Annotated in this window: 20 protein-coding genes; 10 read left to right on the top strand and 10 right to left on the bottom strand. The window is 60.4% G+C overall.

Annotation, left to right across the window (positions count from 1 at the left end):
* Positions 1 to 17: 17 nt before the first annotated feature.
* The 5 genes from NKK52_RS29775 (at position 18) to NKK52_RS29755 (ending at position 7,690) form a co-directional block, all read left to right on the top strand.
* Positions 18 to 992 (top strand): LysR family transcriptional regulator, encoded by a 975-nt coding sequence (locus NKK52_RS29775; RefSeq protein ID WP_023685036.1) that lies wholly within the window; start codon positions 18 to 20, stop codon positions 990 to 992.
* Between the two features lie 398 nt (positions 993 to 1,390).
* Positions 1,391 to 3,106, top strand: coding sequence for a type I secretion system permease/ATPase (locus NKK52_RS29770; RefSeq protein ID WP_352630736.1), 1,716 nt, complete (start codon positions 1,391 to 1,393; stop codon positions 3,104 to 3,106).
* Positions 3,107 to 3,618: 512 nt separating this feature from the next.
* Positions 3,619 to 4,410, top strand: a complete 792-nt coding sequence (locus tag NKK52_RS29765; RefSeq protein WP_023686103.1) for a calcium-binding protein — start codon at positions 3,619 to 3,621, stop codon at positions 4,408 to 4,410.
* A gap of 444 nt (positions 4,411 to 4,854) precedes the next feature.
* A complete protein-coding gene (locus NKK52_RS29760) occupies positions 4,855 to 6,390 on the top strand; it encodes a type I secretion system permease/ATPase (protein ID WP_502903007.1) in 1,536 nt (511 codons plus the stop codon).
* Positions 6,377 to 7,690, top strand: a complete 1,314-nt coding sequence (locus tag NKK52_RS29755) for an HlyD family type I secretion periplasmic adaptor subunit (RefSeq protein WP_031204569.1) — start codon at positions 6,377 to 6,379, stop codon at positions 7,688 to 7,690. The genes NKK52_RS29760 and NKK52_RS29755 overlap by 14 nt, the downstream gene beginning before the upstream one ends.
* 471 nt (positions 7,691 to 8,161) lie before the next feature.
* Here NKK52_RS29755 and NKK52_RS29750 read toward each other — a convergent pair whose 3' ends face one another.
* From NKK52_RS29750 to NKK52_RS29735, 4 genes are read right to left on the bottom strand one after another with little or no spacing between them, the layout of a single operon-like run.
* On the bottom strand, positions 8,162 to 9,664 hold the full coding sequence (locus NKK52_RS29750; RefSeq protein ID WP_023686063.1) for a ThiF family adenylyltransferase: 1,503 nt from the start codon (positions 9,662 to 9,664) through the stop codon (positions 8,162 to 8,164).
* Positions 9,661 to 10,194 (bottom strand): Mov34/MPN/PAD-1 family protein, encoded by a 534-nt coding sequence (locus NKK52_RS29745; RefSeq protein ID WP_023686064.1) that lies wholly within the window; start codon positions 10,192 to 10,194, stop codon positions 9,661 to 9,663. Before NKK52_RS29745 ends, NKK52_RS29750 begins: the two co-directional genes overlap by 4 nt.
* Positions 10,184 to 10,705, bottom strand: coding sequence for a hypothetical protein (locus NKK52_RS29740; protein ID WP_023686065.1), 522 nt, complete (start codon positions 10,703 to 10,705; stop codon positions 10,184 to 10,186). Before NKK52_RS29740 ends, NKK52_RS29745 begins: the two co-directional genes overlap by 11 nt.
* Position 10,706: 1 nt before the next feature.
* Positions 10,707 to 11,429: a multiubiquitin domain-containing protein gene (locus NKK52_RS29735; protein ID WP_023686066.1), complete on the bottom strand. Its 723-nt coding sequence runs from the start codon at positions 11,427 to 11,429 to the stop codon at positions 10,707 to 10,709.
* A 135-nt stretch (positions 11,430 to 11,564) separates the two neighbouring features.
* Between NKK52_RS29735 and NKK52_RS29730 the strand changes: the two genes are divergently transcribed.
* Genes NKK52_RS29730 through NKK52_RS29715 form a run of 4 tightly spaced genes read left to right on the top strand, consistent with a single transcriptional unit; the run spans position 11,565 to position 13,862 of the window.
* Positions 11,565 to 11,780: a ribbon-helix-helix protein, CopG family gene (locus tag NKK52_RS29730; protein WP_023686067.1), complete on the top strand. Its 216-nt coding sequence runs from the start codon at positions 11,565 to 11,567 to the stop codon at positions 11,778 to 11,780.
* A 4-nt stretch (positions 11,781 to 11,784) separates the two neighbouring features.
* Entirely contained in the window at positions 11,785 to 12,414 is a 630-nt protein-coding gene (locus NKK52_RS29725; RefSeq protein ID WP_023686068.1) for a hypothetical protein, read from the top strand.
* A gap of 13 nt (positions 12,415 to 12,427) precedes the next feature.
* Positions 12,428 to 12,931 (top strand): helix-turn-helix domain-containing protein, encoded by a 504-nt coding sequence (locus NKK52_RS29720; RefSeq protein ID WP_023686069.1) that lies wholly within the window; start codon positions 12,428 to 12,430, stop codon positions 12,929 to 12,931.
* Positions 12,932 to 12,935: 4 nt separating this feature from the next.
* A complete protein-coding gene (locus tag NKK52_RS29715; RefSeq protein ID WP_023686070.1) occupies positions 12,936 to 13,862 on the top strand; it encodes an ImmA/IrrE family metallo-endopeptidase in 927 nt (308 codons plus the stop codon).
* 479 nt (positions 13,863 to 14,341) lie between these two features.
* Here the strand turns inward: NKK52_RS29715 and NKK52_RS29710 are convergent, their stop codons facing one another.
* From NKK52_RS29710 to NKK52_RS29695, 4 genes are all read right to left on the bottom strand, one after another.
* Entirely contained in the window at positions 14,342 to 14,941 is a 600-nt protein-coding gene (locus NKK52_RS29710; RefSeq protein WP_023681912.1) for an SOS response-associated peptidase, read from the bottom strand.
* A 60-nt stretch (positions 14,942 to 15,001) separates the two neighbouring features.
* Positions 15,002 to 15,265 (bottom strand): DUF982 domain-containing protein, encoded by a 264-nt coding sequence (locus NKK52_RS29705; RefSeq protein ID WP_023681913.1) that lies wholly within the window; start codon positions 15,263 to 15,265, stop codon positions 15,002 to 15,004.
* A 211-nt stretch (positions 15,266 to 15,476) separates the two neighbouring features.
* Positions 15,477 to 15,686: a DUF768 domain-containing protein gene (locus NKK52_RS29700; protein ID WP_023669673.1), complete on the bottom strand. Its 210-nt coding sequence runs from the start codon at positions 15,684 to 15,686 to the stop codon at positions 15,477 to 15,479.
* A 28-nt stretch (positions 15,687 to 15,714) separates the two neighbouring features.
* Complete coding sequence (locus NKK52_RS29695) at positions 15,715 to 15,876, bottom strand: hypothetical protein (RefSeq protein WP_023669672.1); 162 nt, start codon at positions 15,874 to 15,876, stop codon at positions 15,715 to 15,717.
* Between the two features lie 148 nt (positions 15,877 to 16,024).
* Here NKK52_RS29695 and NKK52_RS29690 point away from each other — a divergent pair, with 148 nt between their 5' ends.
* A complete protein-coding gene (locus NKK52_RS29690; protein ID WP_023681914.1) occupies positions 16,025 to 16,777 on the top strand; it encodes a pseudouridine synthase in 753 nt (250 codons plus the stop codon).
* 22 nt (positions 16,778 to 16,799) lie between these two features.
* On the opposite strand, the gene NKK52_RS29685 is transcribed toward NKK52_RS29690, so the two are convergent.
* Together NKK52_RS29685 and NKK52_RS29680 are read right to left on the bottom strand one after the other, a co-directional pair.
* Complete coding sequence (locus tag NKK52_RS29685; RefSeq protein ID WP_023681915.1) at positions 16,800 to 17,381, bottom strand: histidine phosphatase family protein; 582 nt, start codon at positions 17,379 to 17,381, stop codon at positions 16,800 to 16,802.
* Between the two features lie 135 nt (positions 17,382 to 17,516).
* Positions 17,517 to 18,851: a dicarboxylate/amino acid:cation symporter gene (locus NKK52_RS29680; RefSeq protein WP_023681916.1), complete on the bottom strand. Its 1,335-nt coding sequence runs from the start codon at positions 18,849 to 18,851 to the stop codon at positions 17,517 to 17,519.
* Positions 18,852 to 19,010: the final 159 nt, after the last annotated feature.

The raw sequence follows: 19,010 nt of genomic DNA, 5'->3' as shown, positions 1-19,010 counted from the left end.
GCCGCCTAGATCAAGACATGCGTTTTAAGGGACTCGATCTGAATCTCCTCGTTGTGTTGGACGCTCTGGTCAGGGAACGTAAAGTCACCGCGGCGGCCCGCAGTATTAACCTGAGCCAGCCGGCAATGAGCGCCGCCGTTGCTCGGTTACGCGCCTATTTCAGCGATGAGCTATTTACGATGAGCGGCCGCGAGCTCATTTTGACACCTCGCGCTGAGGGGCTCGCCCCAGCAGTCAGGGAGGCATTGCTGCACATCCAGCTATCGATTATTTCCTGGGACGCCTTCAACCCAGCCCAATCGGATCGTCGCTTCCGGATTATCCTTTCCGATTACATCACGCTCGTATTTTTTAAGAAGATCGTAGAACGTGCTGCGCGGGAAGCTCCCGCCGTCCGCTTTGAATGTCTCCCTATTTCCGACGACCCCGAGGAGCTTCTCCGGCGCGGCGACGTTGATTTTCTAATTATGCCGGAAGTATTCATGTCGAAACATCCTCGCGCAGCCCTGTTCGAAGATATGCTCGTGTGCGTAGGCTGCGGCACGAACAAGCAGCTGTCAGAGCCACTTACATTGGAGCGATACTTATCGATGGGGCAGGTTGTGTTCAAATTCGGGGACACTCGGCAGCTCTCCATGGAGGAATGGTATTTGCTCGAGCACGGTTTCGAGAGACGCATCGAAGTTGTCGTACACGGCTTTAGCCTGATCCCGCCCGTTGTATCAGGCACCAGCCGCATCGGGACCATGCCCTTACGGCTGGCGCAGCATTTCGCAAAAACAACACCCCTGCGGATTGTCAAACTTCCGCCGCCACTTCCTCCCGCATTCACGGAGGCCGTTCAATGGCCTGCGCTCCACAATAGTGATCCGGCAAGCCTGTGGATGCGGGAAATGATGTTGCAGGAGGGATCTCGTATGATTCCTCTGCCTAAGAGCACCGGACGTCTGAGTTGTCCCCAAATTGAGAAACTGCCCCCCCCTCGACTATGAGAGGAGGCATGGATGGCGATCCCCCGCCGCCTGCGACCCCGCAACTGCTCAGCAGAAGGGCGAAGCGCACGAGAGTGCATCCATTTCGTAAATGTGTGCCTATCCAAGCAATCGATTTCTGCAACTGTCCGATGACGAATATGAACGCGCCTGAAGGTGTGGAGGCGGAAGCCTGTTCGGGCCCTTGCGGCCGACCACGATGAATCCCTTCCAAACTTTCAGCCGGACGGTGTTGTTGACCCGCTCCATTAAATGCCGGGACCAAACATATTCGGCGGGAGCACTGATCCTGAACCAGCGAGCGGATGCAGTCGGTTGCCGGTCGGGGAGCAATATAGGGAGCTGGGTCGCCAGCCTCCGGAGACTTACGTGACAACCATTCCTTAAAGGATTCAGCTTTGAGACCCTTCCCTCTGACTTCCGCGATTTGGGGCATTGTGTTGATCAGCGGCGTGGTCAACGTGCTTGCGCTCATCTCGCCGCTGTTCATGCTTCAGGTCTATGACCGCGTTCTGGCAAGTGGCAGCGTATCCACTCTAGTGGGGCTCGTCGTGCTTGCTGCGGGGCTTTATGCGTTCCAATGCCTGCTCGACATTTTGCGCGCCCGCGTGCTGCTGCGGATTGGCGAGCGTTTCGATGGACAGTTTTCCGGACGCGTTCACGATGCGATCGTTCGCCTTCCGCTTTCAACGCGCATGCCGGGCGACGGCTTGCAGCCGCTTCGCGATCTCGACAATGTTCGCGGCTTCTTAGGTGGAAACGGTCCGACAGCGTTCTTCGATCTGCCATGGATGCTGTTTTATCTTGGCATTTGCTTCCTCCTTCATTTCTGGATCGGCATGACGGCACTTATCGGGGCGGTCGGTCTCACATCTCTGACACTCCTTGCCAACACTCTCTCGCAAGGGCCGATAAGCGATACCGTTGCCCACAACATGGCACGCAATGGTCTGCTGCAAGCAGCGCGTTGCAATGCCGAGGTCGTGCAAGCTCTCGGTCTTGGAAAGCGGATCGCTGCCCGATGGCAAAAGGCCAATGCCAAGTGTCTGGCCGCCAACCGGAAAGCTGGGGATGTGGCAGGTGGGCTGGGTGCCATTTCAAAGTCGCTGCGCGTGCTGCTGCAATCGGCCATTCTTGCCGTCGGTGCGTACCTTGTCGTCAGGGAAGAGGCTACGGCCGGGGTCATGATTGCCAGTTCGATCATGATGGGGCGTGCGCTGGCTCCGGTCGACCTCGCCATTTCAAGCTGGAAACCCTTCCTCATGGCGCGCCAGGGTTGGGCGCGGCTGGAGGACCTCTTGGAAAAGGTTCCTGAAACCGCTCCTGTTATGCTAATGCCTGCACCTGAACGCGAACTGCGCCTCGAAAGCGTGACAATCGTTCCGCCCGGTGAAAGCAAGCCGACCGTGACCGGCATTGCGTTTGCCATTCAGGCGGGAAGCGCACTCGGGGTCATCGGCCCGTCGGGCTCGGGCAAGTCGACACTCTCGCGCGCCATCGTCGGCGCATGGACGCCGGTCGCCGGGAAGGTTCGCATCGACAGCGCAAGCCTCGATCAATGGGACCGGGAAGCACTAGGCCGTCACATCGGCTATCTGCCACAAGGTGTTGAATTGTTCGATGGCACCATTGCCGAAAACATCGCTCGTTTTGAAGATGATCCTGACCCTGAGGCTATTGTCGCCGCGGCGAAAGCAGCGGGCACGCACGAACTCATCCTCCGATTTGAGCACGGATACGAAACTCCGATTGGTGAGGCCGGATCGGCACTTTCCGCCGGGCAGCGTCAGCTTATCGGTCTTGCCCGGGCCCTTTATCGAGACCCTTTCCTTGTCGTGCTGGATGAACCCAATGCCCATCTCGACGCGGAAGGCGAAGCTGCAGTCGTTAATGCGATCGCCTCCGTGCGCGAGCGCAAGGGCATTGCGGTTGTCGTCGCCCATCGGCCGAGCGCCATCCGCGCCGTCGATTTGGTGTTGGTGATGGAAGGTGGACGGCAGCGATCATTCGGTGCGCGTTCCAAAGTCCTGAAGGCCATCGAGTCTACACAGGATCACGTGGCAGAGCGCGCTGACATGGAGGATCCCGGTGTCCGGCATTCATCAGAACAATGACGTTTCGAGTCCATTCGCCGGCACCTGGTGGCGGGCCTTCTGGCGAGCGTGATCCGGACACTTTGTCGTCGTTTCCTGGTGAGAAGATACAGCACCCGACTGGCGGGGTGGTCGGAGAAATCCTGGTGAACCCGGCATTTCGTACTACCTGGTGCGCCTGTCAGTTCCGATCTCGGCTCGCGCGAACGCGCTCCCTAACGTTCCATTGCTCGCAATGGGCAGTGCCGGCGCGACTCGGCAACACAGCCCCATGCCCGTTCTTCCGAGGGCGGCCCAACCAGGACGACCGGTTGCCAAGTTTTCCTGGACCGTTCTTTGAGTGTGAATGTTCGGGCCGATTGCCTGGGGCGTGTCCCCGCCGCCTGCGAGCCCGCAACTGCTCAGCAGAAGGGCGAAGTGAACGAGAATGCATCCATTTCGTAAATGTATGCCTATCCAAGCAATCGATTTCTCCAATTGTCCGATGACGAATATGAACGACTCAGGCAGGGGCATCATTAGGAGTATTTTCAATGGCAAAGATTATCGAAGGTGGCCCGGGTTCCGAAACACTCCTCGGCACCGAGGGTGTTGACTGGATCGAGGGTTACCAGGGCGGTGACTGGCTTGACGGTCGTGGCGGCAACGACGAGATCTCGGGTGGCGCGGGCAGTGACCGAGCCATCGGCGGCAAGGGTAACGACCGCATCTTCGGCGGAGATGGCTGGGACGATCTCTCCGGCGACAACGGCCGCTTCAACGCGCGCGTCTCCGGTGAGGACAATGACAGGCTCAGCGGCGGACCCGGCCAGGATGTCCTCTACGTGGGTGACGGCCAGGACACGTTGACCGGGGGCAGCGACAGTGACACGTTCGTGTTCCAGTTCCACAATCCGGTGCCTGGGGTTGTCGGGTCGACGTCGGACATTACCACTATCACCGATTTCAACCCGGCGGAGGACAAGTTCGCCTTCGATGCGGTGGGCCTCTACAACGATGGTTTTGGCGCGAACTTCGTCAACAACGCCAGCATACAGTCCGGCTACCCGGTGAGCAGCTTCTACAGCGGTGCGGCCTCGGGTGCGAACGGCGAACACGTCGTGGTGATCACTGGCGAATCTTTCAACTCTGCTAATGAGGCGGCGAGTGCGATCTCCGGCGAGCACGCCGGCGACATCATTGTCTACCAAAGCAGCTACACCGACAGACTCGCAACTCTGGCCTATGTCACCGCCGACGGCAGCGCGCACGAGTTCGCCCACCTGGGCGGTGTGGTCACCGTGGCAGACCTGGGCCTGACCGCGTCCGACTTCACCTTCGTTTGATCCAGAAAACCCATACGGAACCGCGCCCGCCCCGCCCCCCTGGGCGGGCGCTTTCCCGTTTCCGCTACTTGCCATGGGCCGGGGCGCCCGGGAGCAGTCAGCGTGTACAGTGACGAAGCCCTGCGCGTCGCGCTGGTCGTGCACCGAAATCCCACTGAAGGTGTGGAGGCGGAAGCCTGTTCGGGCCCTTGCGGCCGACCACGATGAATCCCTTCCAAACTTTCAGCCGGACGGTGTTGTTGACCCGCTCCATTAAATGCCGGGACCAAACATATTCGGCGGGAGCACTGATCCTGAACCAGCGAGCGGATGCAGTCGGTTGCCGGTCGGGGAGCAATATAGGGAGCTGGGTCGCCAGCCTCCGGAGACTTACGTGACAACCATTCCTTAAAGGATTCAGCTTTGAGACCCTTCCCTCTGACTTCCGCGATTTGGGGCATTGTGTTGATCAGCGGCGTGGTCAACGTGCTTGCGCTCATCTCGCCGCTGTTCATGCTTCAGGTCTATGACCGCGTTCTGGCAAGTGGCAGCGTATCCACTCTAGTGGGGCTCGTCGTGCTTGCTGCGGGGCTTTATGCGTTCCAATGCCTGCTCGACATTTTGCGCGCCCGCGTGCTGCTGCGGATTGGCGAGCGTTTCGATGGACAGTTTTCCGGACGCGTTCACGATGCGATCGTTCGCCTTCCGCTTTCAACGCGCATGCCGGGCGACGGCTTGCAGCCGCTTCGCGATCTCGACAATGTTCGCGGCTTCTTAGGTGGAAACGGTCCGACAGCGTTCTTCGATCTGCCATGGATGCTGTTTTATCTTGGCATTTGCTTCCTCCTTCATTTCTGGATCGGCATGACGGCACTTATCGGGGCGGTCGGTCTCACATCTCTGACACTCCTTGCCAACACTCTCTCGCAAGGGCCGATAAGCGATACCGTTGCCCACAACATGGCACGCAATGGTCTGCTGCAAGCAGCGCGTTGCAATGCCGACTTGCGCCTGCAGGTGCAATCGGCCATTCTTACCGTAGGTGCGTACCTTGTCGTCAGGCAGGAGGCTACGGCCGGGGTCATGATTGTCAGTTCGATCATGATGGGGCGTGCGCTGGCTCCGGTCGATCTGGCCATTTCAAGCTGGAAACCCTTCCTCATTGCGCGCCAGAGTTGGGCGCGGCTGGAGGACCTCTTGGAAAAGGTTCCTGAAACCGCTCCTGTTGTGCCTATGCCTGCACCTGAACGCGAACTGCGCCTGGAAAGCGTGACAATCGTTCCGCCCGGTGAAAGCAAGCTGACCGTGACCGGCCTTGCGTTTGCCATTCAGGCGGGAAGCGCACTTGGGGTCATCGGCGCATCGGGTTCGGGCAAGTCGACACTCTCGCGCGCCATCGTCGGCGCATGGACGCCGGTCGCCGGGAAGGTTCGCATCGACAGCGCAAGCCTCGATCAATGGGACCGGGAAGCACTAGGCCGTCATATCGGCTATCTGCCACAAGGTGTTGAACTGTTCGACGGCACCATTGCCGAAAACATCGCTCGTTTTGAAGATGATCCTGACCCTGAGGCTATTGTCGCCGCGGCGAAAGCAGCGGGCACCCACGAACTCATCCTCCGATTTGAGCACGGATACGAAACTCCGGTCGGTGAGGTCGGATCGGCACTTTCCGCCGGGCAGCGTCAGCTTATCGGTCTTGCCCGTGCCCTTTATCGAGACCCTTTCCTTGTTGTGCTGGATGAACCCAATACCCATCTCGATGCGGAAGGCGAAGCTGCAGTCGCTAAGGCGATCGCCTCCGTGCGCGAGCGCAAAGGCATTGCGGTTGTCGTCTGCCATCAGCCGAGCGTCATCAGCGCCGTCGATTTGGTGTTGGTGATGGAAGGTGGACGGCAGCGAGCATTCGGTGCGCGTTCCAAAGTCCTGAAGGCCATCGAGTCTACACAGGATCACGTGGCAGAGCGCGCTGACATGGAGGATACCGGTGTCCGGCATTGATCAGAACAATGACGTTTCAAGCTCCATTCGCCGCCACCTGGTGGCGGGCCTTCTGGCGAGCGTGATCTTTGTGGGAGGAGCCGGAGCCTGGGCGACCTTCACGAATCTCTCCGGTGCGGTTGTAGCGTCCGGACACTTTGTCGTCGTTTCCTATGTCAAGAAGGTGCAGCACCCGACTGGCGGGGTGGTCGGAGAAATCCTGGTGCGCGAAGGGGATAAAGTAAAAGCCGGCGACATCCTCATGCGGCTCGATGCTACCCAGACGCGCGCTAATCTCGCCATAGTCACCAAGCGGCTCGATGAGCTGGCCGCCTACCTGGCACGACTCGATGCTGAGCGTGACGATCTCGCGGAAATCGCCTTCCCGGACTGGCTACTCGCCCGAAGAGATGTTCCAGACGTAGCTTCGGCAATAGATAGCGAGACGCTGCTGTTCGAATTCCGCAGGCAATCCCGCGACGGGAAGCAGGCGCAATTGGCGGAACGCATTACTCAATATCACCACGAGATCGAAGGACTCAAGGCGCAGGAAATTGCCTGTGAAAAAATGATCGAGGTTCTCCAAAAGGAAATTGCTGTTCTAAGTGGGTTGCGCAAGCAAGGCATTGTCTCGGACCAACGGTTGAACAGCCTGAAGGTCCAGGTTGCCACTTTCGGTGGCGAGCGCGGTGAGAAGATCGCAGATCAGGCACAGACGGCAGCCCGCATAGCCGAAACGCGCCTGCAGATCCCGCAGATCGATCAGGATTTCAAGTCGGAAGTCGGCCAGGAGCTCAGAGAGGTTCAGGCGCAGGTCGGGGAGTATGTTGAGCGCAAGGTGGCGGTTGAGCAGGAACTGCGGCGGATCGATATCGTCGCGCCGCAGTCAGGCGCCATTCAACAACTCGCAATTCATACGGTCGGCGGAGTGATTACGCCCGCCGATCCGATCATGCTAATCGTGCCGGAAGGCGACGATCTTGCGCTTGAAGTACGAATCACCCCGAAGGACATCGACCAAATCCAGCTTGGCCACAAGGCCGTGCTGCGGATGTCAGCCTTCAATCTGAGAACCACGCCGATATTGAACGGATATGTCAGCCGGATCGCAGCCGATCTGGCGACGGATGAAAAAAACGGCATTTCGTACTACCTGGTGCGCCTGTCGGTTCCGCAGGCGGAACTGACGAAGCTCAAGGGCCTGACGCTCGTGCCCGGTATGCCGGCCGAAGCGATGGTCGAGACGGGCGAGCGTACGGCGCTTTCCTATATCGTGAAGCCGCTGTCGGACCAAATCAGTCGGACATTCCGGGAGGAATGAACCCAGAGAAATGAGTCTTGGCCATGGTGGCGTTCCTTCGCGGGAATCAGGTGAAGTGAACAATGACCAGCCTGCTATGACCGCCCCCTCTCAGCGAATTTGCAGAACTCTCAGCACACTACCGGGACGGCCTTGTCCGGCGAGGTCATACTGCGAATGTCCCATATCGTTTCTCCTCAGGCCGCTATTGGCCAGAGCACAAACGTTCAGGAGGGGGGCCGGGAGCCGACCGTCTACTTTTGGCAACCCTTGCCTTAGAAGCCGCCGAAAAATGGATAGCGTTGAACAAGTGCAGCGCCCTCTGTGTCGCTTCACCTTGCGGCACCAAAGGTCCAGAAGGTCAGTTGTCTGTTCAGCGATGAGGGTACCGACGCGACTCTGGGGTGGCGTGCCTGCCCGGGTGGTGGCGTATCAGGGCCCAAATGTTTCGGTAGTGTCCAAGGGGACCGAGTTATCGACCGCGGCCAAGTACTAGCCGAGTTTCGCCGGAGAACCGGCCTCACGGACAACACAGCAATGCGCGCAACCGCTCCGTCGCGCAGTCACCGTTTTAGCCATCGACAAGTTCTTGAACTGGAGAATTGTCTTGGGTTGCAAGTTCACATCTGAAGACAATCCCGATGTGACACGAAATAGGCTGGCTGCGGCCATCGTGGCGGCCGCCATGGACACGAACGAAGCCGAAAACTCCGGAGGCATCCGGTCTACGAAGCTCTTGACATCGCTTTCTCCCAACTGTCCGCATCTGGGCTCGGCAGAAGCGAGATAGGACAAGGCTGCATCAAGGTTTTCGACCTGTCCGGCCAATTCCTTCCGTCGTTCTTCCGGCGACATTGCCCGTAGGGCCGCTTCCCGGGCAGCGGCCTTGGCCCTTCCGTCGTCGGGCACGTTCCAACAGCCCAGGCATTCGGCTTGTTCGACGAGGCCGTATATCACCGCTTGAGCCCTTAAGCCGTCTGTACTTCCGCCCACGACGACGCGGGGGCACAGACCCTGGATGTCCTGACGGGACGTATTGATGTCCACGGCCGATACCACGAGTTCGTACGAGTCCCGCGCTTCCGCCAGATCGAGCTTCGGATGCAGGCCTGACCGGCTCGAGAGGATGTAATCCCGAAGCGTTCCGGAATGTTCGAAGCCCCCCAGTCCGCTGAAGGTCCTGTATCGCTCCACGGCCTCGACCTTAGGTCGGTCGAGATCGTCGAGGCCGGCCAAAAAGCACCGGTTAAGATTGGTGCCCTCGAGGTCGTGGCGGTCATGATCGATGGTAACGAGGAATGAGCTTGCCAATTCGCTGGCGCCCAACACCTGGATGATCCCCTGACCGACGGCGCCTGCCCCGACGACATACAAAGGGGGCAAGCGCGTGTCCGATACGGCTGGACCGTCTTCCAATACTTCCCAGCGGCCGGATTCCCCCGACCACAGGGAATACGCGTCATCCCGGGCGAAGCGTCCTTTCTTCAAGCCTTTGGCGTGCTTGAAGACCTCGCCTGCTGCCAAGGCCGCTGCCAGGTATGGGCCGAGGCAATCGCGCCGGCCGAAAGAACCACCGAATGCTCGCGGAGCGGAGCCGATCCAGGCTTTCCACCCCTCTCCCCAAACATAGATGCTCGCGCCTCCACGCATCTGACCGGTCATATCTATGGTCAAGTCCTCCACGCCATCGGGTGGAAGCACCGGTATCCGCCCGCCGTTGGCCCAGGACGCGAGGTTCTCGACGGCCTGGAAGGCATTTGCCGGACCGGCCCCGTTCGGCGTGACGACCGTCATCTCGCCTTTTACCGCGACCCGGATCGAACCGACCAAGCCATGCAGCCTAGCCAGTAGATTGACGAGACAGACCAGAAGGTGTTGGCGATTGACTGCCCCTGATACGTCGCCGGCACGAATGAGGATCGTTTTAGGCGACGCGACGTCCCCCAAACCATCCAACGGTCGGGAATGACGATCCCCCAATGCCAAGCCACTCATCGGAAATCCCTTCTGTCCACTGCCGGTGCGGCGATCACCTCAAGGCGGCCATGGACCTGCCCTGGGGATAGCATGTGCCAATAATCGTTCTGCCACTCGTGCACGCCGACGCCTTGCGGCCAGGGCGCGGCCGGGACGCCGTATATCGGGAATACGATCGAAAGAATCCGGCGGCTCGAAATCATGCGGTCATCATATCGCGAGTGTTCCGTGCCCATTCCGGGATGGCTGTGAATCTGAGCCAAGGGCTTCCACCCTTCGGGCAGATCGCGCACCATTTCGCTGATCGCATCCGGCTCCACATGATAGTTTCCGGGCATAGATCGCTGCGTGGGCGCCCGGACCGATCGCACAAGGGCGGTATCGCCGTCCCGCTCGCCGTACCAGAAAACACACGATTCCCGGCGGCCTTCGCGCTGAAGCAGTTCGCGTGTCGCCGAAATCGCAGTCGGAGGTAAGCGAAGGACGGATCCGATCGGCACATAGGGCCCGGGTGCCGGGTCGCGCCACAATAGGTATTCATCCTGCATGACGACCGAATCTTCCCGAATAGTGGTTGCGGAAAGCACGTTCGATCGCCACCAACGTATGATTAAAGGTATCGCCCGTGCGCCAGAGGGTGGTGTCTTCGCCGCCGTGATTGACGTCGTAGTATTCGAACACAGCGGAACAGCACACGAGCTGGATCTTTTGCCCGCTGGGGTTCTGGTAAGCCGGATGGACGTGGACCTCCGGCGAGGTCAGTTGGGGCAGATGGTGCTGTTCGGCTAGGCCGGCGTAGTCAAGGGTCGCCGGATTGACGAACCTGGCGCTGGGCGGCCAGTCCGAACCGGCAAGAAAATCGAGCCGGAGAAGATACTCTTCGGTATTTCCGCCGAAAGTGCCGCGCATGGGGACAAGCAGCGTCCGGTCCGATGGCCGGCTCCAGCCGAGCTCTTCTATCGTCTGGCCCCTGAAGGACAGCACCCGCGGCAAGTGCTGGCCTAGCACTTGCGTGCCTGCCTGCAGGTCGATGGTGGGCCGGACGCCATGCGATGCCATTTCAGGCCCCCCCGGTCCTGGCCGCGATCTCGAACTTCTTGTCGCACAAACCTTCCTGCTGGGCCGTCTCGAGAGGAAGGCCGAGGTGGTCCATCAGGCTCACTGTCCCGACGTCCGTCTCGGCCTGGAACACGTCACGCTCGTTGCGCATGACGTCGAGCTCCTCGTAGGCCCGGTCCCAGATCGACTGCAGAGTAGTACCGGACTCGACCTTGAAGCGCACCGTTTCCAGTTCACCCAGGTGCTTGACGCGCACGGTCTGCTTCTTTGGCCCCGCAAGCTTGCCCGCCTTGAAGCTTTCGACGCCATCTTCATCCAGGTCGATGACGTCGTCCTCATCGAGGGGAAAGTCGGGCTCGTCCGTCTTTTCCAGATAGATGCTCTTGTCGGCAGCCACGCCCTTCAGCTTGCGCAAGGTTCCGGCCGTGATGAAGCGCGCGGGCCAATCCAGGGGGCCGCCGGCGAAGGCAAGCCGGTAGGATCGGTCGCTCAGGGCGACGATAAACCGCTGTCCGTCGGACAAGGGCACGGATTCGCGGCTGCGGACGTCCTCAAGTTCGCCGTTGTCCCGCATCTGCAGGACATAGCTGTAATCGTCGGACGAAAACCCCGCGGCGAGGGCGATCTGGTCGCCTGAGGGGGTCTGGTCATTTACGGGAACCGCGCGGAACACTAGGTCGGTGCCGGCGATATGGATGCTGCGAATGGGATCGCTGTCGTTCATTTGGTTTCTCCTGCGTCTCGATATCACATCAAATAGTAGCTATTTCTTAGCTAGTCAATACGTGACCTGTAGCTATTAATTGTTGACTAGCCTCGTGGATAATGATATGAACGCGCGGCCGTCAAGGAGGACCCTATGGTTGAAAAACGTACGATGACGCTGAATTTGAGTTCGCAGGAGATGGATCTAGTCGATCGCCTCGCCGATGAAAAAGGTTTGTCCAAGACCGCCCTAGTCCGACAGGCCCTCAGGCTCTACCAATCCATCACGGACAGAATAGAACGCGGCGAGAAGGTATTCTTCGAACACCCTTCCACCAAGGAAAAAGCCGAGCTCATGATGCTGAGCTGAAGCCATGTCGGGTAGCCTCATCGGTACCTACGACCTGTTAGACCGTCGGACCGGCAAGTTCACGGAATCCCATCTCCTCAGCCCCGCGGATGCCGGCAATGTCGCCGATATAGACGGCTCGTGGCGCCCGCTCATGGAAGCCAGGATTGCGGAACTGAAAGCCGCCGGCCAATACAACCTGCAATTCCTCGCCGATAACGACATCCAGGACGCTCATTGGCGATGGTCCGAGAAAGTCGACATGGCGTCAAACCGGCTTGACCGGCAGTCGTTCGCGATCGTGGCGGAAGGTGCCACACAGGGCCTGATGCTCGTGACGACTGCAGGTTTTGCCAAAGAACCCTCGCAACGCGGCAAGCCGCTGGTCACGGTGGACCTGCTGGCTACCGCGCCTTGGAACAGACCGCGTTTCGATGCGTCCCCTCGTTTCAAGGGCGTGGGGCGCATCATGATGGTTGCCGCGATCAGCTTGAGTGTTCAAGAGGAATTCAGGGGACGGGTAGGCCTGCACGCCTTGCCACAGGCCGAAGCTTGGTATCGAGATGTGGTTGGAATGACCGACCTGGAAATCGACGACACGCGCATGCGCTACTTTGAGATGACCGAAGCACAAGCGCGCGCCTTCCTCACTTAAACAGAAGGAGCAGATGATGGAGATGCTTATCTCACGCGACTGGCTCCGGCGAAAGATCGAGTCCGATCCGGATACGGACCATGACGCGGGATGGCCGTTGGAAGCCATCGACAATATAGGGATGTTCCTGCCGTCCGAACTTGTGTCGGACGCGGGCAACGTGGTCGAAATGAAGCACGCCTTCGGGGTCTTCATACGCCAGTTGAGACGACGCGACCAATTGTCGGTTGAAACCTTGGGCGCAAAGGCGCGGGTGGAGGCCGCCGAGATCAGGTTGATCGAACGGGACCCCAACTACAAACCCAGGCCGAGGACCGTTCACCAGTTGGCCGAGTTTTTTAGGATGCCGCCACGAGCGCTGATGAAGCTCTCTGGCGCTACGGTTACTAGAGACGAGGTCCTGCAGGAAGAGGCCCAGAAGTTCGCGGCTAAGTCCGATGATTTGTCCAAGCTCAGTAAGCACGAGCAACAGGTCTTGGACAGTTTCGTCAAGTTTCTGGTGCTGGGGCAGAAATGAACCGATGATGGAGGGGACGGTCGGAGCATATGAGGCGGACGACATCCGAGGACTCGTTGACAGGATTCTCCGCGAACTCGGCAATCCCGAACCGCCCCTCCGTCTCCCGGAGGTCCGGCAGTTGCTCGCGCTAGACCTCAAGTACTATAGCTTGTCCAATCCGACGCTCCTGCAGGAAGTCGCGCATAGGATGAAGGTGGCGGGCAAGCAGGTTATCGCCCGTCCGACCATTCTGATCGACGTGATCAAGAAGGCCAACCTCTCCGCCTTATGGATACCCGACGGCAATCGCATCCTGATCGACCAACAGGTTCCCGACGCGAAGAAACGATGGATCGAGGCCCATGAGGTTGGGCATAGTTTCATTCCCTGGCACAAGGATTTCCTGTTCGGCGACGATCAGTACACGCTCGATCCGAACTGCCACGCCAATGTGGAGGCGGAGGCTAATTTCGCCGCCGCACGCTTGCTGTTCCTTCAGGACCGTTTCGCGTGCGAGGCTCGCGACGTCGAGATTACCTTCAAGTCCATCCAGAATCTGGCCAAGCGCTACGGCAATACGATAACCACCACGTTATGGCGCACGGTCGAGGAGCGGGATGGCGAAACGCCGGCATTCGGGATGGTCAGCGCCCATCCGCACCACGACGATATCGGCCGCGACCCCGGCGGCAAGGACGTGCGATACTTCATCCGCTCACCCGCGTTCAGGACGCGGTTTCCGGGGATCACTCAGGAATTCTGTTGGAACTTTCTCAGGGCCAGTGCCGGCCGGGCTAGGAGAGGTCCGATTTTCGACGGAACCGTCGTGTTGACGGACGCGAACGGAGTCCGACACGAGTTCGCGATCGAATGCTTCTGCAACCACCACGCGATCCTGACCTATGCCGTACACGGGCGCCCGGCTCCGTTGATAATACCGGTTAAGTGATACCGCTGCGGCGCTAATAAGCTCGCCCGGCTACGTCCGCTGGTCAGGGAACGGAAGCTTCCAGGCTTAAGCTGCGTGAACGAACGGCCGATACCAGGGCGCATTAGGGCCGCAGGCGGCCATCGTTTTCATTGAGTCGTCTTGGCCAGCCGTGGTCTTCACTTGACCCCCCCGCATGATGATAGATAACCAAGAAGGATCTAGACCGAACCGGAAAAGACAAGGTGCAGGTGCGAGGCATTGAGATAAATATCAGGAACCGAACCAATCCACAGAAATATTTTGTTGGTATTTCTGTTGGTAGCAGATGCGGCCAACCTTCGCATAAGTCTCTGAAACGAAAACGGGATTTTCTCCACTTGGATTCCGCCTCTGGGCACCAGTTTTCTCTGAACATCAAGGGCTTGACTTCCTGGCGCCGCACCGACGGATTCCTGATTTCGGCCTGCCGGCTGTGCCGGCAAGCCTGCGCAACCGAGTTATGAACTTTCGGGGCGCACGGTCTCCACGCGCAGCGAGCCGGCTGGAAGCGGCTGCAGCAGTTCGGCTTCCGGCTTCGTCAGACTGAGCCAGGCGGACCAATTCTCAGGCCGAAGCACCACGACCTGCCGACTGTGATAGGGCGCAATATCCGGTCCAGGCTCGGTTGTCAGCATGGTGAAGGTTGGCGGCTTGTTGCCGGCAGCTTCACGCCAAAGCCCTGCGATGGCCATGAACGGCGAGCCGTTGAGCGTGAAGCGATGCTTTGCCTTCGGATACTTCGTGCCCGTGAACTCGAAGAAGGCGGATGCCGGCACGAGGCAGCGTTTGCTGCCGGCGAATTGCCGGCCTTCGGAGCGGAAGTTGAACACTGGTCCGCCTTTCGGGCCGGCCGGCGGAAATCCAAACGTCATCGACGTCAGTTCAACAACGCCAGTGTCGCCGGCGGCGCGCATGATCGGGGCTGGATCGTTGATATGGATGTCATCAACCCGCGGCAGGTCAAGTTCGGTCTGATGGGTCGGGATCTCGAGTGCCAGCGACTCCAGCATCCGGCAATATTCAGCCCAGAGAATATGCTGCTCATAGTCGTTGCACATGGAAGGCTCCCGACCGGTCTGCCAGTTTACCTCACGCCAAACAAAGAGGCGATGGACCGCTCAACCCTCGCGGTCGCGCTCGAGCAGTATATCGGCCTCGATCGCCGCGTTGACGAAGGCGGCGCGGGCATAGCGCGCCTCTTGAAGGCCTTCCAGAACGCCAAGGCAGGCTTTGCGGGCGGCGACGTGATAGCCGCCTGTCTTCACGGGCCATCGGTTCATGAGGATGTCAGCGGCCTGCGCGACACGCTCCACCTTGTAGATCGTGTTTCTGGACCTGCCGAGCGCCACGCGAACCGGCTCATCGAAATGCTGATCTTGCATGCTTCCCCTCCCGAACGCGATCGCGAGTCAATTCGGGGGAGGCAAGTTCGGTTCCACGGGACGGCGCCACTGTGTTCGAATTGCCGCCGGCACGGGGAGCGTCAGCTGCGCGGGCTGCCTAGGGCTGCGCACCCACGGATGCCATCACGGAAAAGCCCCCGCCAGGATGGCGATGGGCCAATATCGCCTGCAATGGGCTCATATCGGGGGCTCAGATATCGGGCTGATCCAGCGCCTCGAAAATCACCCGTTCCAGCGGACCGAGATCCTCTTCGATCTCGCTGACCTCAAGGCCTAAATGCCGAGCATCCAGGGCAGCTCGCGTGGTTAGGGTTCGAGCCGTTGCCTTGTCGGCAGGCAGTTCGCCCGGCAGGTGCTCGTGGATCCAGCCCTGCAGGAAATCAACGCCGCGCTCGCTCATCGATTTATCCCTTCCGTTATCTGGGGGATCATTCCCCCAGAATGACCCCAGAAGCGACGATCTGAGCCGTCAGGCTGGTGAGCCTGCCTCGCTTCACGAGCGTCGGCTTTTGGTAGATTTTCTTCATGGCGGTGCCTTTCGCGACAAATCGCTCGTCGGCAACAACGTCCGTCGCGGGGCAGCGTTCCATGGCGGGCTGTTGAGCCCGACCCCCTGACACATCGTATTTGAGAACAGCCCCGCTCCCGCGACCCGTGATGTTGATGCCGCGGCAGGTTGCGAAGCCAATGCGGGGCGTGGCATTTGTCGATGCCGATCATTGGGATGGCAAGCAGGACATGGCACGGCCACCAGACACCGCCCAACACCAGACCGCGAGCGCAGGCGTCAGCCTGAACCGGGCGCTTTCCAAACTCGGCCTGTGTTCGCGCAAGCAGGCCGAGCTGCTGATCGCCGAAGGGCGCGTGCGGGTTGGCGGCAAGGTGGTGCGCGATCCGTCGCTGCGCGTCGATCTCGGCCGCGACCGCATCAACGTCGACGGCGAGCAGATCGTCGCCGAGGCAAAAGTCTACCTGATGATCAACAAGCCGCGCGGGCTGGTCACCACCCGCGACGACCCACAGGATCGCGGCACCGTCTATGACTGCCTCACCGGGCTCGAGCTGCCTTTCGTGTCGCCGGTCGGGCGCCTCGACAAGGCCAGCGAAGGTCTGTTGCTGATGACCAACGACACGCGCTGGGCGAACGGCCTGCTCGATCCGGCCTCGCATGTCGCCAAGACCTATCATGTGCAGATCGGTGCCGCGCCAGACGAAGCGATGCTGAAGCGGTTTCGCGACGGCGCGATCGTCGATGGCGAGCTGCTGGCCGCAAGTTCGATCGAGCTGCTGCGCAGCGGCGGCCGCACCGCATGGCTGGAAATCGTGCTCGACGAGGGCCGCAACCGCCAGATCCGCCGCCTGCTCGGCGCCTTCGATATCGAGGTGCTGAGGCTGGTCAGGGTGGCGATCGGCGGTTTGCAGCTCGGCGAGCTCGCCATGGGCAAGGCGCGGCATCTGACATCGGAGGAATTGGCGGTGCTCGCGCGTTAAGAGGCAGGCTTGCTGAGAAACACTACTTCTGGTTCCACCTGCGTATCACCGGCTCGCTCAGATCGTGCTCATAGCCGAGGATGCTGAGGCTCGCGGTATCAAGCACGAAGTGCGCACCGCCTTCGGGTGGCAGACCGAGCCAGCGCGCGGCCAGCACGCGCAGGAAATGCGAGCTTGAAAACACCAGCACATTGCCCTCGATTGCCCGCAGCCCGGCGATGATCCTGTCGGCCCTGGCACCAACATCCGCTACCGACTCGCCGTCGGGACAGCCGTCATGGAACAATTGCCAGCCGGGGCGCTGCACAAGAATCTCCTTGGTCTTAACGCCCTCATAGGCGCCATAGTCCCATTCCTGCAGGTCGTCCTTCTTGACGGCAGCAGCGCCGAAGCCGGCAAGCGTGCAGGTGCTGAAGGCTCGCTGCGACGGGCTCGACCACACCGCCTGGAAGGACAGATCCTTGAGCCGGTCCGCCACGCCGCGAGCTGCCGCCTCGCCCTTTGCCGTCAACGGTATGTCGGTGCGGCCGGTGTGTTTTCCCGAAGCGCTCCACTCCGTCTCGCCGTGACGGACGAGGTAGATTTCGGGGTACGGATTGCTCATGCGCCGGCCTTTCGGTTTTACGTCCGCACCCTACCCGGGAGGGCCCGGCCAGCGCCAGCCACGTGCAGGCGGAAAAGGAAAGGCCGCAACCGAATCGGCTGCGGCCTTGTGCTCAAACGTCAGTGCCCGGAGCGGTCAGGCGGGCTGCAGATCGCCCGACAGCGCCAGGTCGGCTTCCTCGGACAATGTGCCGGCCATGGCGGCGGCGAACTTGGTCTGGTCGAGTTCGCCTTCCCAGCGCGCCACGACGATCGTCGCCACTGCATTGCCGACGAAGTTGGTCAGCGCCCGGCATTCCGACATGAAGCGGTCGACGCCGAGGATCAGTGCCATGCCGGCGACCGGCACAGTAGGCACCACCGAGAGCGTGGCGGCCAGCGTGATAAAGCCGGCGCCGGTGATGCCGGCGGCACCCTTGGAGCTCAGCATGGCGACGAGCAGCAGCAGGATCTGGTCGCCATAGGTGAGCGGCGTATCGGTCGCCTGGGCGATGAACAGCGCCGCCAGCGTCATGTAGATGTTGGTGCCGTCGAGGTTGAAGGAATAGCCGGTCGGGATGACCAGGCCGACCACCGAGCGGTTGCAGCCTGCGCGCTCCATCTTGGCCATCAGGCCGGGAAGAGCGGCTTCCGAGGACGAGGTGCCGAGCACCAGCAGCAGCTCTTCCTTGATGTAGCGGATCAAGGCGAGGATCGAGAAGCCGTTGTACCAAGCGACAGCGCCGAGCACGACCAGCACGAAGAGCAGCGACGTCAGGTAGAAGGTGCCGATCAGAAAGGCGAGGTTGGCAATCGCGCCGATGCCGTATTTGCCGACGGTGAAGGCCATGGCGCCGAAGGCGCCGATGGGGGCGGCCTTCATCAGGATGGCGACCAGGCGGAAGATAGGCGAGGTCAGCGCCTGCAGGAAATCGACGACCGGGCGGCCGCGCTCGCCGACCAGAGCGAGAGAGATGCCGAACAGCACCGAGAAGAACAGCACTTGCAGAATGTCGCCTTGCGCGAAGGCGCCGGTGATGGTGTCGGGGATGATGTTGAGCAGGAAGCCGACGATGGTCGTGTCATGCGCCTTCTCGGTGAAGGTGGCGACCTTCGAGGGGTCGAGCGTCGCCGCATTGATGTGCATGCCGGCGCCCGGTTGGACGACGTTGGAGACGACCATGCCGACGACCAGCGCCAGGGTCGAAAAGACCAGGAAATAGATCATCGCCTTGCCGGCGACGCGGCCAACCTTTTTCAGGTCGGAGACGCCGGCAATGCCGGTGGTCACCGTCAGGAAGATGACCGGCGCGATCACCATCTTGACCAGCTTGATGAAGGCATCGCCGAGCGGCTTCAGCGAAGCACCGAGTTCGGGATAGAAATGACCGAGCAGCACGCCGGCGGCGATCGCCGTCAGGACCTGCACGTAGAGATGACGGTAAAAGGGTAGCTTGCCGCGCGGTTCGGCGGCAGCGAATGCTGGCTGCATGACGTCCTCCATGGCGCCCCGATCGAAAGCTCGACCTCCCGGGGCAGTTGTTTTCCGCAGCCTTGCGACTGCCGTATTGGTCACTGCAACTGCCGTGCCAGACTGTGCGGCATACCGCAGCCATTGATTTTGTTGAGTATTCGTCCGATCGAGGCTGCT

It is taken from the genome of Mesorhizobium sp. C277A (genome assembly GCF_040324395.1).
Classification (GTDB): Bacteria; Pseudomonadota; Alphaproteobacteria; order Rhizobiales; family Rhizobiaceae; genus Mesorhizobium.
The sequence above is the reverse complement of the archived record's forward strand: the minus strand, read 5'-3'. Positions and strand labels throughout refer to the sequence as shown.

Excerpts from the sequence above, each read along its gene's own strand:
- NKK52_RS29775 (WP_023685036.1), top strand. The coding sequence starts at position 18 with ATGCGTTTTAAGGGACTCGATCTGAATCTCCTCGTTGTGTTGGACGCT.
- NKK52_RS29765 (WP_023686103.1), top strand. The coding sequence starts at position 3,619 with ATGGCAAAGATTATCGAAGGTGGCCCGGGTTCCGAAACACTCCTCGGC.
- NKK52_RS29750 (WP_023686063.1), bottom strand. The coding sequence starts at position 9,664 with ATGAGTGGCTTGGCATTGGGGGATCGTCATTCCCGACCGTTGGATGGT.
- NKK52_RS29745 (WP_023686064.1), bottom strand. The coding sequence starts at position 10,194 with ATGCAGGATGAATACCTATTGTGGCGCGACCCGGCACCCGGGCCCTAT.
- NKK52_RS29740 (WP_023686065.1), bottom strand. The coding sequence starts at position 10,705 with ATGGCATCGCATGGCGTCCGGCCCACCATCGACCTGCAGGCAGGCACG.
- NKK52_RS29735 (WP_023686066.1), bottom strand. The coding sequence starts at position 11,429 with ATGAACGACAGCGATCCCATTCGCAGCATCCATATCGCCGGCACCGAC.
- NKK52_RS29730 (WP_023686067.1), top strand. The coding sequence starts at position 11,565 with ATGGTTGAAAAACGTACGATGACGCTGAATTTGAGTTCGCAGGAGATG.
- NKK52_RS29725 (WP_023686068.1), top strand. The coding sequence starts at position 11,785 with ATGTCGGGTAGCCTCATCGGTACCTACGACCTGTTAGACCGTCGGACC.
- NKK52_RS29720 (WP_023686069.1), top strand. The coding sequence starts at position 12,428 with ATGATGGAGATGCTTATCTCACGCGACTGGCTCCGGCGAAAGATCGAG.
- NKK52_RS29715 (WP_023686070.1), top strand. The coding sequence starts at position 12,936 with ATGATGGAGGGGACGGTCGGAGCATATGAGGCGGACGACATCCGAGGA.
- NKK52_RS29710 (WP_023681912.1), bottom strand. The coding sequence starts at position 14,941 with ATGTGCAACGACTATGAGCAGCATATTCTCTGGGCTGAATATTGCCGG.
- NKK52_RS29705 (WP_023681913.1), bottom strand. The coding sequence starts at position 15,265 with ATGCAAGATCAGCATTTCGATGAGCCGGTTCGCGTGGCGCTCGGCAGG.
- NKK52_RS29700 (WP_023669673.1), bottom strand. The coding sequence starts at position 15,686 with ATGAGCGAGCGCGGCGTTGATTTCCTGCAGGGCTGGATCCACGAGCAC.
- NKK52_RS29695 (WP_023669672.1), bottom strand. The coding sequence starts at position 15,876 with ATGGAACGCTGCCCCGCGACGGACGTTGTTGCCGACGAGCGATTTGTC.
- NKK52_RS29690 (WP_023681914.1), top strand. The coding sequence starts at position 16,025 with ATGGCACGGCCACCAGACACCGCCCAACACCAGACCGCGAGCGCAGGC.
- NKK52_RS29685 (WP_023681915.1), bottom strand. The coding sequence starts at position 17,381 with ATGAGCAATCCGTACCCCGAAATCTACCTCGTCCGTCACGGCGAGACG.
- NKK52_RS29680 (WP_023681916.1), bottom strand. The coding sequence starts at position 18,851 with ATGCAGCCAGCATTCGCTGCCGCCGAACCGCGCGGCAAGCTACCCTTT.